This is a genomic window from Pusillimonas sp., from assembly GCF_029263785.1.
Classification (GTDB): Bacteria; Pseudomonadota; Gammaproteobacteria; order Burkholderiales; family Burkholderiaceae_B; genus Pusillimonas.
The window spans coordinates 1-14,167 of the sequence record NZ_JAJUFE010000019.1; the positions used below are offsets into that span (position 1 = coordinate 1).

Here is a 14,167-nt window from a genome sequence, read left to right on the forward strand (position 1 = left end):
CCACTTGGAACCGTCCTGACGGGTCATGGCGATGGTCATGAGATCGCCGATCTTGTCAGTGGTGAACAAGAGGTTCTTTTGAATTTCTTCTTCGGTCAGGCCCAGTTCGGTGAGCTTGTTGTAGCGCATGGACACGGCACTATGGCAGCCCAGGCAATAGTTGACGAAGAGTTTGGCTCCGTTTTGCAGCGAAGCCATGTTGTTGATTCGGTCGGGGGCGTTGTCAAGCTTGTATCCGCCCTCGGCGGCAACCGCCACCGAGCAGGTCAGGGTCAGGGCCAAAACGCCTAGCAACTTTTTGATCATGATCATTCCGTAAGTGTTATGGGCCTTAGTGAGCGCTGAACGTGATGCGTTCAGGAACGGGCTTGAACGTACCCAGGCGGCTCCAGACGGGCATCAGCAGGAAGAAGCCAAGATAGATCAGGGTGCCGATCTGGCTCATCAGGTTGAAGACCGGGCTTGGCGGCTGGGTGCCAAGATAGCCCAGGATCAGGAATGTCACGATAAAGATACCGTACAGGTACTTGTGCCATGTGGGACGGTAGCGAATGGAGCGTACCGGCGAGTGGTCGAGCCAGGGCAGGAAGAACAGGATGACTACCGAACCACCCATGGCGACCACACCCCAGAACTTGGCGTCGATCGTGCGAAGCAGTACAGCAACAACCAGCAGGATGACAGGTACGACAATGCGCCATACACCACGCAGGTTACCGCGCAGGAACAATGCCACTGCACCCAATACCGATGCTGCTGCCAGCACCCATGTGAAGTCGGCCGTAATGGCACGCAGCATGGAGTAGAAAGGCGTGAAGTACCAGACCGGCGCAATGTGCGGAGGTGTCTTGAGCGAGTCGGCAGGGATGAAGTTGTTGAACTCCAGGAAGTAGCCGCCCATTTCTGGTGCGAAGAACACGATGGCAGCAAAGACGATGAGGAAGCCTGCCACGCCGACCAGGTCGTGCACCGAGTAGTAGGGGTGGAAGGGAATGCCGTCGATCGGACGCCCCTTGGCATCTTTGGGGCCATCCTTGATTTCGACGCCGTCGGGGTTGTTGGAGCCCACTTCGTGCAAGGCAATGATGTGAGCCACCACCAGACCGATCAGCACCAGAGGAAGGGCGATGACGTGGAAGGCGAAGAAACGGTTGAGCGTCGCGTCGGAAACAACGTAGTCACCGCGGATCCACAACGAGAGCTCGGGTCCGATGAAGGGAATGGCCGAGAAGAGGTTCACAATAACCTGTGCACCCCAGTACGACATCTGGCCCCAAGGCAGCAGGTAGCCCATGAACGCTTCGCCCATCAGGCAAAGGAAGATGGCCATGCCGAAGATCCAGACGAGCTCGCGCGGCTTGCGGTACGAGCCATAGAACAGGCCGCGCAGCATGTGCAGGTACACAACGACGAAGAACATCGATGCGCCTGTGGAGTGCATGTAGCGGATCAGCCAGCCCCAGGGCACTTCGCGCATGATGAACTCGACTGAGTTGAAAGCGAGGTCGCCATCGGGCTTGTAGTTCATTACAAGGAAAATGCCGGTGACGATCTGGATGACCAGTACCAGCAGGGCCAAGGATCCGAAGAAGTACCAGAAGTTGAAGTTCTTCGGAGCGTAGTATTCCGACATGTGCTCTTTGAACAACTTAGACAGGGGGAAGCGCCTGTCTATCCAGCCCAAGAGTCCTGTCGTTTCGACGGTTTTTTCGCCAGCCATGAAACGGTTCCTTTTATATCTTTATCTTACGAGGCAGTGGTTCTATGCGGGTTACGCCTTGTTGTTCTCGTCGACGCCGATGATGACTTGCGTACCATCGGACGACAATTCGTAAGGCGGGACCTCGAGGTTATCGGGCGCAGGTACGTTCTTGTACACGCGGCCGGCCAGATCGAACGCAGAACCGTGGCAGGGACAGAAGAAGCCGCCCTCCCAGTTGGCGGGCAGGCCGGGGCCGGGGCCCGCAGCCAGGTGTGGTGTTGGCGAGCAACCCAGGTGGGTACAGATGCCCACGGCAACCCAATATTTAGGATCGCGTGAACGGTATTCGTTCTTGGCGTACTCGGGCGTGAAGCCTGGGCGGTCAGAATGAGGGTCGGCCAGGAATTCGTCGTTGTTCTTGAGCTCTTCGATCTGGGCCGGGGTGCGGTGCATGACCCACACGGGCTTCCCGCGCCATTCGAAGGTGCGCATTTCACCCTCGGGAATGCTGGTGAGATCGACCTGAACCGGCGCTCCGGCGGCGCGTGCCTTGTCCGAAGGCGCAAACGAGCCTACGAACGGAACGGCTGTAGCGACTCCGGCAATACCGCCGACGACGCAAGTGGTGGCCACCCATGTGCGTCGCGACGGATCGGGGGGTAGGTTGGCATCGAGGGCAACCGTTCCGTCAGCCGAAACGCCGTCGAACTGTGACTTATCCTGACTCATGCTTGTATCCTTGTTCGTGCCCTAACCGGGCAGCGCGATTCAGAGTATTTGGTATGTTGGATATTCTTTCAACCGGGTATTATAGCGTTAGCCCGCACACGGGTGAAATTACCAGGGGATATCTCTATGAGTAAGACGCGAGGTTTTTTGGCTGAATTCCGCGAGTTTGCCGTCAAGGGCAACATGATCGATCTGGCCGTTGGTGTGATTATCGGTGCTGCGTTCGGCAAGATCATCGACTCCTTGGTCCGAGACGTCATGATGCCCATCATCAGTTTCATTCTTGGCGGGCAGGTCGATTTTTCCAATTTGTTCTGGGTGCTCAAGGAACCCGAGAACTATACCGGTCCACGCACCTATGAAGCGATGGTCGAGGCAGGCGGTAATTTGCTGGCCTGGGGCAACTTCGTCACCATCCTGATCAACTTCATCCTGCTTGCCTTCGTCGTGTTCCTGATGGTCAAGGCTGTCAACCGTGCTCGTGCCAGCTTCGAACGAGACAAGGCTGTTGAAGAAGCCGCGCCGGAAGTTACGCCGGACGACATTCTGCTGTTGCGTGAAATACGCGACCTGCTCAAGAAATAAGTCTGTATCCGGAAACCAAGTACACGCCTGACTGCGGGGAAGAACTCCGCTTTCAGGCGTGTGCCGCGTCGGCGAACGCGGTTCGACGACTCAGATCGGATTGGTCAGATCGACGAAGTCAACCTGGATGCCAAACTGCTTTGCAATTGCTTCACCCACCGCCTTGACGCCAAAACGTTCGGTGGCATGGTGGCCGGCAGCAATAAATCCTACTCCAGTTTCATTCGCCAGATGAAAATTGGGCTCGGATACTTCGCCGGTCAGGTAAGCCTGTGCGCCGGTCTGCAGGACGTGTTCCATCCAGTCCTGCGCTCCGCCCGTGCACCAGGCTATCCGCTCAACGCTTTGATCCGGTTGGCCCAAAACAGTCGGCGTGCGCCCCAGCGTGCGGCCGATGTGATCGCTCAGTTTCTGTAGTGTCATGCCCGGCTGGCATTTGCCCAGCCAAATCAGGCTTTCCGGGCCACAGGTACGGGGATTGCCTTCGCTATCGCGATCAGGAGTCAATCCAAGAATCTTTGCAAGTTGCGCGTTATTGCCAAGTTCGGGGTGCGCGTCGAGGGGAAGATGATAGCCAAACACATTCAGGTCATGCTTGATCGCCAAAGCGATGCGCTCGCGTTTCGTCCCTACGATACGGGCGTCTTCGTTCTTCCAGAACCATCCGTGGTGAACGAGTATGGCATCAGCATTGCGGCGGATTGCTTCTTCAAGCAATGCACGCGAGGCCGTGACTCCGGTGATAATGTGCCTGATGGCCGGTTTGCCCTCCACTTGCAGCCCGTTGGGGCAGTAGTCGCGAAAACGTTGTGGCTGAAGGGTTTCATCCAGCCACGCGCTTAGTTCTGTCGTAGTTATCTGTTTCATTGGTCTCTTGCCCTATGCGTCGATTTTGGTTGCTGTTCGCCCAAACCGTGACGGTGTGTCTGGGTATTTTATTCATTGTCGCAACATTGCGACCCGACTGGCTGGCGCGTGCGCCGGACGTTATCGGCCCGTCGTTGACGTCTACGCCCGCACCGGCTGTGGCGGTCGAAAATGTGCCGGGTGCAGTGGGTTCCTATGCGCAGGCCGTGGCACGAGCTGCGCCAGCTGTAGTCAACGTATATACCACCAAACAGATTCGAGAGCCTATTTCGCCGCTATTGAACGACCCGGAACTCTCCCGGCTGTTTCGCGGCATGCCCGGTTTTACCCGAAAACGCGAAACAACCGCACTGGGTTCGGGTGTGATTGTGCGGCCCGATGGCTATGTACTGACCAATTACCATGTGGTTGAAGCGGCGGATGCCATCGAAATTGCCCTGAACGACGGCCGTGAGGCGAGGGCAAAGCTGGTGGGGGCCGATCCGGAAAGCGACTTGGCCGTGCTGAAGATCGATCTGGATGGTTTATCCAGCATCACCTTTAACGGAGACCATGACGTGCAGGTGGGTGACGTTGTGCTGGCTATCGGCAATCCGTTCGGGGTTGGCCAGACCACTACCATGGGCATTGTGTCGGCGCTCGGCCGGAACCGGCTGGGCATCAACATATACGAGAACTTCATCCAGACGGATGCCGCCATCAATCCAGGTAACTCGGGTGGAGCGTTGATCGATACGCAAGGCAGGCTCATCGGTATCAACACCGCCATTTACTCCGAGTCAGGTGGGTCGCTTGGAATCGGGTTTGCCATTCCTGCGGCGGCAGCACAAACCATACTCGAGCAGATTATCTCTACCGGACGCGTGACACGCGGATGGCTGGGCGTGGAGCCTCAGGACATCACGCCTGAACTGGCGCGTGCGTTCGATCTCAAGACTCGCCAGGGCATTATCGTGGCTGGTGTGTTGCGTGGCGGGCCCGCGGCCCGCGCAGGCCTGCGGGTAGGCGATATTGTGGTGGCCCTGGGCGAAGAACCAGTCGTCAATACGATTGGTTTTCTGAACCAGATCGCCCGCCTGGAACCGAACACCACCGTGGACGCGACGGTGCTGCGTGCTGGTCGGCGATTCACACTGCCTGTTAAGGTTGGCGCCCGGCCGTCGCTGCCGGGAGCGGGGCGAAAGCGTTAAGTCGTTCGGCGCGGCTGCCCCGCCGCGAACCCCGGTTTACTCGATATCGTTTGCAGGTTCTTGCAGGCGCTCATTGGGCGTCAATCGCGCAGCGACCAGCAAGCCCAGTTCAAACAGCAGGCAAAGCGGAACCGCCAGCATGAATTGGCTAAGGACGTCGGGCGGTGTAACCACCGCTGCAATAATGAACGCGCCGACAATGACGTAACCGCGCGCAGCACGCAATTTTTCGACGGAGACGATGCCCGCCTTGACCAGCAGGATGACCGCCACGGGAACCTCGAACGTAATGCCAAAGGCCACAAACATGGTGATGACGAAGCTGACATAGGCTTCGATATCAGGTGCCGGCGTAATGGATTGTGGCGCAAACCCGGCGATGAAGTGGAACACCGTGCGAAACACGACAAAATAACAGAACGCCATGCCCGCCAAAAACAGGATGGTGCTGGAAAAAATTAGCGGCAGGGCCAGGCGCTGTTCATGCTTGTACAAGCCTGGCGCAACAAAGGCCCATGCCTGGTACAGCACCACTGGAAGCGCAATGACAAAGGCTGCCAGCAGTGTTACTTTAAGCGGCACCATGAAAGGTGTGATGACCCCTGTGGCGATCATTCGGGTGCCTTGCGGCAGCGCGGCGAGCATGGGCTGAGCCAGCACATCGTAAATGGCCGATGCCCCCGGATACAGGAACAGTACGATAAACACGACCAGAACTGCACCGACCGCCTTCAGAAGGCGGGTACGCAGTTCTATCAGGTGAGAGATGAAGCTGTCTTCCTGCGTCACGGCTGAGAACCTTTGTTAGCGGAGTTCGAGTCATCGCGCATGCCGACCGGTGCCTGCTTCTGATCGAAACCAGGCAGCGGCAGAGTGCGCGTGTCGACCTCGGAAGCCGGGCTGTCCGGCTGGACGACGGGACCATCCTGGCTGGCAGATTCGCTTTCGTCAGCAACTGCCGGAGGCGTGGTTTGGCTTGCTGGTGCGTCTTGAATGGTTTCACCCAGAGCCTTTACCGATTCCGACGCCTGCTTGAGCGCCTCTTGTGCTTCATCGATGGGGGCGCGCCACGATTTTTCGGCTTCTGCCACGGATGCCTTGACGGAATTGGCTGCCTCTTGCATCTGGTCCTTCAGGCTGCCGATTTCGGCGGCGTCCATCTCTTTGCGAATGTCTGTCTTGACGTCGTTGACATAACGCTGGGCGCGGCCCAACAGATGGCCGACCGTGCGCGCTACTTTTGGCAGCTTTTCGGGGCCGATCACAATCAATGCCACGACGCCGATCAGCATGAGTTCGCTGAAGCTTAGTCCGAACATGAGTCAAAAGCCGGTAAGGGCTTGTTAGCGGCTAAAGGACGCAAGCATGTCGGCACGTTGGGCGACATGCATTGCGCATGATTGGAGAGGCGCGGCAAAACCACGCAACACCGACAACTGCTGAGCCGGGGCGGGCTTACGAACCGTTCTTTTCTTTGGCCTGAACGTCGATCGTCTCTTTGGATTCCACACGTTCGGCGGTGACGGATTCGGGCTTGTCGGCCTCGCCGGCTGCATCCGCCATGCCTTTCTTGAAGCCCTTGACGGCGCCGCCAAGATCTTCGCCCATGTTGCGCAGCTTCTTGGTGCCGAAAATGAGGGCGACGATGACCAGGACGACAAGCCAATGCCAAATGCTGAAACTACCCATGTCTATCTCCGTGGGGCGGGGTTACCGCCTGCGTTGAAATATAGGCGGCGAGCGCCTTTTATCGAATATTGCCATTCTACCTAAGGATGCCGTCCATAAGGGCGGACAGCACTGACCAGGCGACGGTGTGGTCATGCGCTGATCAGGAATCGCCTCTGGCGGCTTTTTCGGCCAATCCCGATACGCCTTCGCGCCGCGCAAGCTCGCGCAGAACGTCTTCGGGCCGCAGATTATAGTGTGCGAGTGCGACCAGGCTGTGAAACCAGAGGTCGGCGGTTTCGTACACGATGCGCTCGGGTACGTTGTCTTTGGCGGCCATGACGAGTTCAGTCGCTTCTTCGCCGATCTTCTTCAGAAAGGCATCCGGCCCACGGGCCAGCAATTTGGCCGAATACGACGAAGCCGGATCTGCGCCTTTTCCAGGCAAGCGGGTTTCGAGCGTGTCAGCCAGACGGAAGAGGATGTCGGCGGGGTTGTCGGCTTGGGTCATTTATAGATGAGCTCGGGATCTTTGAGCACGGGGTCGGTTACTTTCCATGCGGGCGCATCGGATGCGCCCTCGAGGCGGCGAAAGAAACAATTGGGACGTCCGGTGTGGCAGGCAATGCCGCCAACCTGTTCAACCTTGAGCAGTATGACGTCGCCATCGCAATCAAGACGAATCTCGCGGACGACCTGGTGGTGGCCCGATTCCTCGCCCTTGCGCCACAGTTTGCCGCGCGAACGTGACCAGTACACGGCGCGGCCGCTTGAGGCGGTTTCGAGGAGTGCGTCGCGGTTCATCCACGCAACCATAAGAACTGTGCCGGAATCTGCGTCCTGGGCGATGGCGGGTATCAAGCCCGCAGCGTCGAACGCAATGTCTTCAAGCCAGGAAGGGGTCAAGGTGTTCATGATTAAAGTCGCATGTTGATGCCCCGTCGGGCCATGAATTCCTTGGCCTGCGGAATCGTGAACTCGCCATAGTGGAAAATGCTGGCTGCCAATACTGCGCTGGCGCGACCTTTGATGATACCGTCGGCCAGGTGTTCGAGCTTGCCAACACCGCCCGACGCAATGACGGGAACAGGCACGGCATCAGACACCGCTCGGGTCAGGGCCAGGTCGAAGCCCGATTTGGTGCCGTCGCGGTCCATGCTGGTAAGCAGGATCTCGCCGGCCCCGTAACTGGCCATCTTCCGGGCCCACTCGACCGCATCGATGCCAGTGGCCTTGCGTCCTCCGTGAGTGAAGATCTCCCAGCGAGGGGGTTCGCCATCTTTGGATGTACGCCGGGCATCAATTGCCACCACAATGCACTGAGAGCCGTGATAGTCGGCGGCTGCCTTGACCAGCTCCGGGTTGGCGACCGCGGCGCTGTTGATCGAGACTTTATCAGCGCCGGCATTGAGCAGACGTTGAATGTCGGCAACCTGGCGTACACCCCCACCCACCGTAAGTGGAATAAAGACTTCAGACGCTACCGCCTCGATAATGGGCAGAATAAGGTCGCGGTCGTCGCTGGTCGCCGTGATGTCCAGAAAGGTGAGTTCGTCGGCACCTTGCTCGTTGTAGCGCCGGGCAATCTCGATGGGATCACCGGCATCAACCAGGTCGACGAAATTCACGCCTTTTACGACCCGGCCTGCAGTGACGTCCAGACACGGGATAATGCGCCGTGTCAGCGTATTGTTCATGGGGATATCAGTGTGGCTCATGACGGATTCAGCTCGTCGGCGAGATCTTGCGCCTCGGCAAAATCAATGGTGCCTTCGTAGATGCTGCGTCCCAGGATGGCGCCCTCGATGCCTTCGTCTTCGACGGCACACAGCGCCCGTATGTCGTCGAGGTTGGTGACACCACCCGAGGCGATGATGGGAATGCTGACAGCCTGAGCCAGCTTGACAGTCGATTCGATATTGACCCCGGTGAGCATGCCGTCGCGGCCAATATCGGTGTAAATGATGGCCTCGCAGCCATAGTCCTCGAATTTGCGCGCAATGTCGATGACGTCGTGGCGAGTGAGCTTGCTCCAGCCGTCGGTGGCAACCTTGCCGTCGCGCGCATCAAGTCCCACGATGATGTTGCCGGGAAATGCGCTGCAGGCATCACGTAAAAACCCCGGGTCTTTGATGGCTGCTGTACCGATGATGACATACGACAGGCCGATGTCCAGATAACGCTCGATGGTGTTCAGGTCGCGAATGCCGCCACCTATCTGTACCGGGATCTCGTCGTCAATCTCTTCGAGAATGGCCTTGATGGCTGTTTGGTTTTTGGGTGTACCTGCGACAGCGCCGTTAAGATCGACCAGGTGAAGGCGTCTTGCACCTTGCTCAAGCCACTGCGCGGCCATCGAGGCGGGTTCTTCGGAAAATATGGTGGCGTCACCGAGGTCGCCCTGGCGCAGCCGTACGCACTGGCCGTCTTTGAGGTCGATAGCGGGGATCAGAAGCATGATCGAATCTTGTTAAGCAAAAAGAGAAAGGTCGAAGAACCGGATATCAGGGGTTCCAGGCGATGAAATTGCGGTACAGGCGTAAACCGGCCTCGGCGCTTTTTTCGGGATGGAATTGCACTGCGAAAATGTTATCGCGAGCCACCGCACAGGTAAAGCTTACTCCGTAATGAGCCAGCCCGGCGGTTAATGCGGGGTCGTTAGGCTGTACGTAGTAACTATGTACAAAATAAAAATGCGTGTTGTCGGCAATGCCGTCCCACAGCGGATGCTGCTGCACATGCTTGACCCGGTTCCAGCCCATATGCGGAACCTTGAGCAGCTCGGTTTCGTTGGCATCGGCCGACGCCGAAGCATAGCCAGGACCCGAAAACCGCTTGACGCGCCCCTCGAAGATACCCAAGCAGGGGGTGTCGCCTTCTTCACTATGGGTGAACAACATTTGTTCACCCACGCATATGCCAAGCAATGGTTTGCTTTGTGCTGCACGCAGCACAGCGTCCCGTAATCCGGACTCGTTCAGGGTACGCATGCAGTCGGGCATGGCGCCCTGCCCTGGGAAGACCACTCGGGACGCGTTGTCAATCTGGCTGGCTTCGCGGCAGATACGCACATCCGCATCGGGCGCCGCCGCGCGCAAGGCGCGGGCTACCGAGTGGAAATTGCCCATGCCGTAGTCGACGATGGCGATAGTATTCACGATGAACTGGCTGGTTTGGGGTTACAGAACGCCCTTGGTGGAGGGAACGGTGCCTTCGGCTCGCGGATCGACCTCGGTGGCTGCGCGAAGTGCGCGACCGAACGCCTTGAAAACTGTCTCGCACTGGTGGTGTGCGTTTTCGCCCTTGAGGTTGTCGATATGCAACGTTACCAGCGCGTGATTGACGAAGCCCTGGAAGAATTCGCGTGCCAGATCGACGTCGAAGCGGCCGATCATGGCGCGTGTAAAGGGCACGTTGTAGAACAGGCCCGGGCGACCCGAGAAATCGATGACGACGCGAGTAAGTGCTTCGTCCAGCGGTACGTATGAATGGCCATAACGTCGCAGGCCGGCTTTATTGCCTACAGCCTTGGCGAACGCCTGACCCAGGGCGATGCCTACGTCTTCGACCGTGTGGTGATCGTCGATGTAAGTGTCTCCGTCGCAGTGGATGTCCAGATCGATCAGGCCGTGGCGGGCGATCTGGTCAAGCATGTGGTCGAGGAAAGGCACGCCGGTGTTGATGGTCTGGCGGCCCGTGCCGTCAATGTTGATGGCAACGCGAATTCGCGTCTCGTTGGTGTTGCGGGTGATTTCGGCAGTACGCATGTTAAGGATTACGGTAGTCAGAATGGGCGTCGGCGATAAGCGGTGCCGACGGCCCTGCGGTTCATGGGCGGCCAGTATCTGTTATATCAGGATTCCAGCCGGTATTGCGCGCTGCCGGCGTGTGCTTGCAGGCCCTCGCCGTGTGCCAGCGTCGCGGCGATGCGCCCCAGGGATTGGGCTCCCTGGCGAGAAACTTGAATCAGGCTGCTGCGCTTTTGAAAGTCGTATACGCCAAGAGGGCTGGAAAACCGCGCCGTACGCGACGTGGGCAGCACGTGGTTGGGGCCGGCGCAGTAATCGCCGAGCGATTCTGAGCTGTAGCGACCCATGAAGATCGCGCCGGCGTGGCGAATTTTCTCAACCCACGTCTCGGGGTTTTCGGTGGAAATTTCAAGGTGCTCGGGGGCGATTTCGTTGGCGATCTCGCAGGCCTGGTCGAGGCTGTCGACGAGGATCAATGCGCCCCGGCCCGACAGGCTGGCGCGGATGATGTCAGCGCGCGGCATGGTGGGCAAAAGCCGGTCTATGGAGGCTTCGACCTCGTCAAGATATGCCGCATCGGGGCAAAGCAAGATAGCCTGCGCCAGCTCGTCGTGCTCGGCCTGCGAGAAAAGATCCATGGCGATCCAGTCGGCAGGCGTGGAGCCGTCGGCAATGATGAGGATTTCGCTTGGCCCGGCGATCATGTCGATGCCAACGGTGCCGAATACCCGACGCTTGGCTGCAGCAACATAAGCGTTACCGGGACCTACGATTTTGTCGACCGGCCGGATAGTATCTGTGCCGTAGGCGAGAGCTCCGACAGCCTGGGCGCCACCAATGGCCCATGCGCGGTCTACACCTGCAATGGCAGCGGCCGCCAGCACGATCGGATTGCGTACGCCATCGGGGGTGGGCGTTACCATGACGACTTCGGGTACACCGGCCACTTTGGCGGGAATGGCGTTCATCAGCACGGACGAGGGGTACGCCGCCTTGCCGCCCGGTACGTACAGGCCGACTCGATCTAACGGTGTAACCTTCTGGCCCAGACGGGTACCATCCGGCTCGGTATAAGACCAGCCTTCTGCCTTTTGACGCTCGTGGTAGCTGCGTACACGACGCGCCGCCTCTTCGAGAGCGGCGCGCTGGTCTTGAGGCAGGGCATTGAGGGCCGCTTCCCATTCGCTACGCGGGATTTCCAGCGCTTGCACCGAGGCTGCGTCGACGCGGTCGAACCGGCGCGTGTAATCGAGCAGGGCTTCGTCGCCACGATGGCGCACGTCCTTGAGTACATCGGCGACGACATGCTCAATGCTGTCATCCTGCTCGGCATCGAAGGCCAGCAGGGTGCGCAGGGACGTGGAGAAATCGGGGTCTTGCGAACGAAGGCGGGTGATCAGCGACATGAAAGAGACAAAAATAAATCTTTTAAATCAAGAGTATATATTAAGTCAGGGCAGCGGCCCGGTTTCGGGGCAGACTGGGTGAGGCGGTTCAAGCCAGGGTCAGGCTCCAGATGCTTGGGCAAATGCGTCGATAAGCGGTTGCAGATGCTTCGCACGAGTCTTGAGGGAGGCCTGATTGACGATCAGCCGTGACGATATCTCGACGATGTCCTCGACCGCCACCAGATGGTTGGCCTTGAGGGTGTTGCCGGTGGAGACGAGGTCGACGATGGCATCGGCCAGACCCACCAGAGGAGCAAGCTCCATCGAGCCGTACAGCTTGATCAGATCAATGTAGACGCCCTTGCGCGCAAAGTGCTCACGAGCTGCACGCACATACTTGGTGGCGACGCGAAGGCGGGAGCCCTGCGCCACGGCAGCCTCGTAGTCGAAGCCTTCGCGTACGGCGACGCACATGCGGCAACGCGCAATATTGAGATCGATGGGCTGGTAAAGCCCACCGCTGTTACCGGCGGCGTGCTCAAAGAGTACGTCTTTGCCTGCAATACCGAAGTCGGCGGCGCCATATTGCACATAAGTGGGCACATCAGACGCACGCACGATGATCAGTTGCAGCCCAGGGTCGCTGGTGGGAAGAATGAGTTTGCGCGAGGATTCGGGATTTTCGCTGACCTGTATGCCGGCAGCCGCCAGCAGGGGCAGGGTTTCGTCAAAAATGCGCCCCTTGGAGAGGGCCAGGGTCAGTGGTTTGTCCAGGGCAGCAGGGCTCATTGGGCCTCCGTAATGCGAACAATGTCTGCGCCCACCTGACGCAGTTTGTCTTCCATGCGTTCGTAACCGCGATCAAGGTGATAGATACGCTCGACGGTGGTGGTACCTTCTGCCGCGAGGCCGGCAATCACCAAGCTGGCCGATGCGCGCAAATCTGTCGCCATGACGGTCGCACCTGACAGGCCCTTGATGCCGGTAACGACCGCGGTGGGACCGTCGATATCGATGATGGCACCCATTCGGCGCAGTTCCTGAACGTGCATGTAGCGGTTTTCGAAGATGTTCTCGACAATGACGGCCGTGCCTTCGGCAATGGTATTCATGGCCATGAGCTGAGCCTGCATGTCGGTGGGAAACGCCGGGTATTCGTAAGTACGAAAACCCACGGCGCTTGGGCGACGGTTCATGGAACCGCGGACCCAGTCCGGCCCGGTTTCAATGCTGACGCCCGCCTCAACAAGTTTATCGAGCACGGCACCCATGGTTTCCGGGGCAGCCTGCCGAAGCATGATGTCACCCCCGGTGGCACCCACTGCACACAGGAAGGTTCCGGCCTCAATGCGGTCGGCGACGATACTGTGCGAGGCCCCGTGGAGCCGGTCTACGCCTTCAATGGTGATGCGGTCGGTGCCGTGGCCTTCGATGCGCGCACCCATCTTGATGAGGAGTTCTGCCAGATCGGTGATCTCGGGCTCGCGTGCCGCGTTCTCGAGAACGGTTCGACCTTCGGCCAACACCGCTGCCATCATCAGGTTTTCGGTTCCGGTCACGGTAACCATGTCAGTACGTATGCGCGCGCCCTTCAGGCGCTTGGCACGTGCGACCACATAGCCGTGTTCGATGTGGATCTCTGCACCCAGTGCGGCAAGGCCCTTGATGTGCTGGTCGACGGGGCGCTGCCCAATGGCGCAGCCGCCCGGCAGGCTGACCCGGGCTTCTCCGAAGCGCGCCAGCAAGGGGCCCAGTACGAGTATGGATGCCCTCATGGTCTTGACCAGCTCGTATGGGGCTTCAAGGCTACCGATTTGCGAGGCATTGAGGGTGACCGTAGCCGGTTCCGGCTTGTGCGAGCGCACACCCAGCTGTTCGAGCAGGGTCAGGGTAGTGCTGATGTCTTTGAGCGCCGGTACATTATGAAGCGTGATGTCATCACTGCTAAGGAGCGCTGCGCACAAAATGGGCAAGGCGGCGTTTTTTGCGCCGGAGACGGTAATTTCGCCGTTCAGGCGGTTACCGCCCGTGATGGACAGTTTATCCATTCGGGTTCGCTTTATATTCTTCGGGCGTGAGTGTACGCATCGACAGTGCGTGGATCTCGTCTTTCATGCGTTCGCCCAGCGACGCATACACCAGTTGGTGGCGCGCGATTCTACGCTTTCCCTCGAAAGCAGGGCTGACAATAAGCGCTTCGAAATGAGAGCCGTCGCCGACCACTTCGATGTGTTCACAGGGAAGGTTGTCAGCGATGTATTGACGCACTTGCTCGGGTGTAGGCAGCAT

At 58.7% G+C, this 14,167-nt stretch carries 19 protein-coding genes; 2 read left to right on the top strand and 17 right to left on the bottom strand.

All coding sequences use genetic code 11. The features are described 5' to 3' along the window. From Q1J88_RS06865 to petA, 3 genes are all read right to left on the bottom strand, one after another. On the bottom strand, window positions 1-312 hold a 312-nt coding region (locus Q1J88_RS06865; protein WP_301116856.1), incomplete at its 3' end, for a cytochrome c1. 19 nt (window positions 313-331) lie between these two features. Beyond that, window positions 332-1,720, bottom strand: a complete 1,389-nt coding sequence (locus Q1J88_RS06870) for a cytochrome bc complex cytochrome b subunit (protein WP_301116857.1) — start codon at window positions 1,718-1,720, stop codon at window positions 332-334. Window positions 1,721-1,771: 51 nt separating this feature from the next. Beyond that, a complete protein-coding gene (gene petA / locus Q1J88_RS06875) occupies window positions 1,772-2,431 on the bottom strand; it encodes a ubiquinol-cytochrome c reductase iron-sulfur subunit (RefSeq protein ID WP_301116858.1) in 660 nt (219 codons plus the stop codon). Window positions 2,432-2,557: 126 nt separating this feature from the next. Between petA and mscL the strand changes: the two genes are divergently transcribed. Continuing rightward, entirely contained in the window at window positions 2,558-3,016 is a 459-nt protein-coding gene (mscL, locus tag Q1J88_RS06880) for a large conductance mechanosensitive channel protein MscL (RefSeq protein WP_301116859.1), read from the top strand. A gap of 90 nt (window positions 3,017-3,106) precedes the next feature. Here the strand turns inward: mscL and Q1J88_RS06885 are convergent, their stop codons facing one another. Next, the gene (locus Q1J88_RS06885; protein WP_301116860.1) at window positions 3,107-3,883 is read right to left on the bottom strand and encodes a Nif3-like dinuclear metal center hexameric protein; all 777 of its coding nucleotides are present in this window, start codon (window positions 3,881-3,883) and stop codon (window positions 3,107-3,109) included. 14 nt (window positions 3,884-3,897) lie between these two features. Here Q1J88_RS06885 and Q1J88_RS06890 point away from each other — a divergent pair, with 14 nt between their 5' ends. Next, the gene (locus Q1J88_RS06890; RefSeq protein WP_301116861.1) at window positions 3,898-5,073 is read left to right on the top strand and encodes a trypsin-like peptidase domain-containing protein; all 1,176 of its coding nucleotides are present in this window, start codon (window positions 3,898-3,900) and stop codon (window positions 5,071-5,073) included. 36 nt (window positions 5,074-5,109) lie between these two features. Here the strand turns inward: Q1J88_RS06890 and tatC are convergent, their stop codons facing one another. The 13 genes from tatC to Q1J88_RS06955 form a co-directional block, all read right to left on the bottom strand. Further along, window positions 5,110-5,862 carry a twin-arginine translocase subunit TatC gene (gene tatC, locus Q1J88_RS06895; RefSeq protein ID WP_301116862.1) on the bottom strand — a complete coding sequence of 251 codons (753 nt, stop codon included), beginning with the start codon at window positions 5,860-5,862 and terminating at the stop codon, window positions 5,110-5,112. After that, window positions 5,859-6,392 carry a Sec-independent protein translocase protein TatB gene (gene tatB, locus Q1J88_RS06900; protein WP_301116863.1) on the bottom strand — a complete coding sequence of 178 codons (534 nt, stop codon included), beginning with the start codon at window positions 6,390-6,392 and terminating at the stop codon, window positions 5,859-5,861. The genes tatC and tatB overlap by 4 nt, the downstream gene beginning before the upstream one ends. Window positions 6,393-6,528: 136 nt before the next feature. Next, window positions 6,529-6,762: a Sec-independent protein translocase subunit TatA gene (gene tatA, locus Q1J88_RS06905; protein WP_301116864.1), complete on the bottom strand. Its 234-nt coding sequence runs from the start codon at window positions 6,760-6,762 to the stop codon at window positions 6,529-6,531. A gap of 142 nt (window positions 6,763-6,904) precedes the next feature. Further along, entirely contained in the window at window positions 6,905-7,252 is a 348-nt protein-coding gene (locus Q1J88_RS06910; protein ID WP_301116865.1) for a phosphoribosyl-ATP diphosphatase, read from the bottom strand. Next, the gene (gene hisI, locus Q1J88_RS06915; RefSeq protein ID WP_301116866.1) at window positions 7,249-7,656 is read right to left on the bottom strand and encodes a phosphoribosyl-AMP cyclohydrolase; all 408 of its coding nucleotides are present in this window, start codon (window positions 7,654-7,656) and stop codon (window positions 7,249-7,251) included. Before hisI ends, Q1J88_RS06910 begins: the two co-directional genes overlap by 4 nt. A gap of 2 nt (window positions 7,657-7,658) precedes the next feature. Next, entirely contained in the window at window positions 7,659-8,459 is an 801-nt protein-coding gene (hisF, locus tag Q1J88_RS06920) for an imidazole glycerol phosphate synthase subunit HisF (RefSeq protein ID WP_301116867.1), read from the bottom strand. Continuing rightward, entirely contained in the window at window positions 8,456-9,199 is a 744-nt protein-coding gene (hisA, locus tag Q1J88_RS06925; RefSeq protein ID WP_301116868.1) for a 1-(5-phosphoribosyl)-5-[(5-phosphoribosylamino)methylideneamino]imidazole-4-carboxamide isomerase, read from the bottom strand. Before hisA ends, hisF begins: the two co-directional genes overlap by 4 nt. 46 nt (window positions 9,200-9,245) lie before the next feature. Next, window positions 9,246-9,899, bottom strand: a complete 654-nt coding sequence (gene hisH / locus Q1J88_RS06930; protein ID WP_301116869.1) for an imidazole glycerol phosphate synthase subunit HisH — start codon at window positions 9,897-9,899, stop codon at window positions 9,246-9,248. Between the two features lie 21 nt (window positions 9,900-9,920). Then, window positions 9,921-10,508 carry an imidazoleglycerol-phosphate dehydratase HisB gene (hisB, locus tag Q1J88_RS06935; RefSeq protein WP_301116870.1) on the bottom strand — a complete coding sequence of 196 codons (588 nt, stop codon included), beginning with the start codon at window positions 10,506-10,508 and terminating at the stop codon, window positions 9,921-9,923. Window positions 10,509-10,594: 86 nt separating this feature from the next. Continuing rightward, window positions 10,595-11,896 (bottom strand): histidinol dehydrogenase, encoded by a 1,302-nt coding sequence (gene hisD / locus Q1J88_RS06940; protein WP_301116871.1) that lies wholly within the window; start codon window positions 11,894-11,896, stop codon window positions 10,595-10,597. A gap of 99 nt (window positions 11,897-11,995) precedes the next feature. Further along, window positions 11,996-12,667, bottom strand: a complete 672-nt coding sequence (gene hisG / locus Q1J88_RS06945) for an ATP phosphoribosyltransferase (protein WP_301116872.1) — start codon at window positions 12,665-12,667, stop codon at window positions 11,996-11,998. Then, window positions 12,664-13,926, bottom strand: coding sequence for a UDP-N-acetylglucosamine 1-carboxyvinyltransferase (gene murA / locus Q1J88_RS06950; RefSeq protein WP_301116873.1), 1,263 nt, complete (start codon window positions 13,924-13,926; stop codon window positions 12,664-12,666). Before murA ends, hisG begins: the two co-directional genes overlap by 4 nt. Beyond that, entirely contained in the window at window positions 13,919-14,167 is a 249-nt protein-coding gene (locus tag Q1J88_RS06955) for a BolA family protein (RefSeq protein ID WP_301116874.1), read from the bottom strand. The genes murA and Q1J88_RS06955 overlap by 8 nt, the downstream gene beginning before the upstream one ends.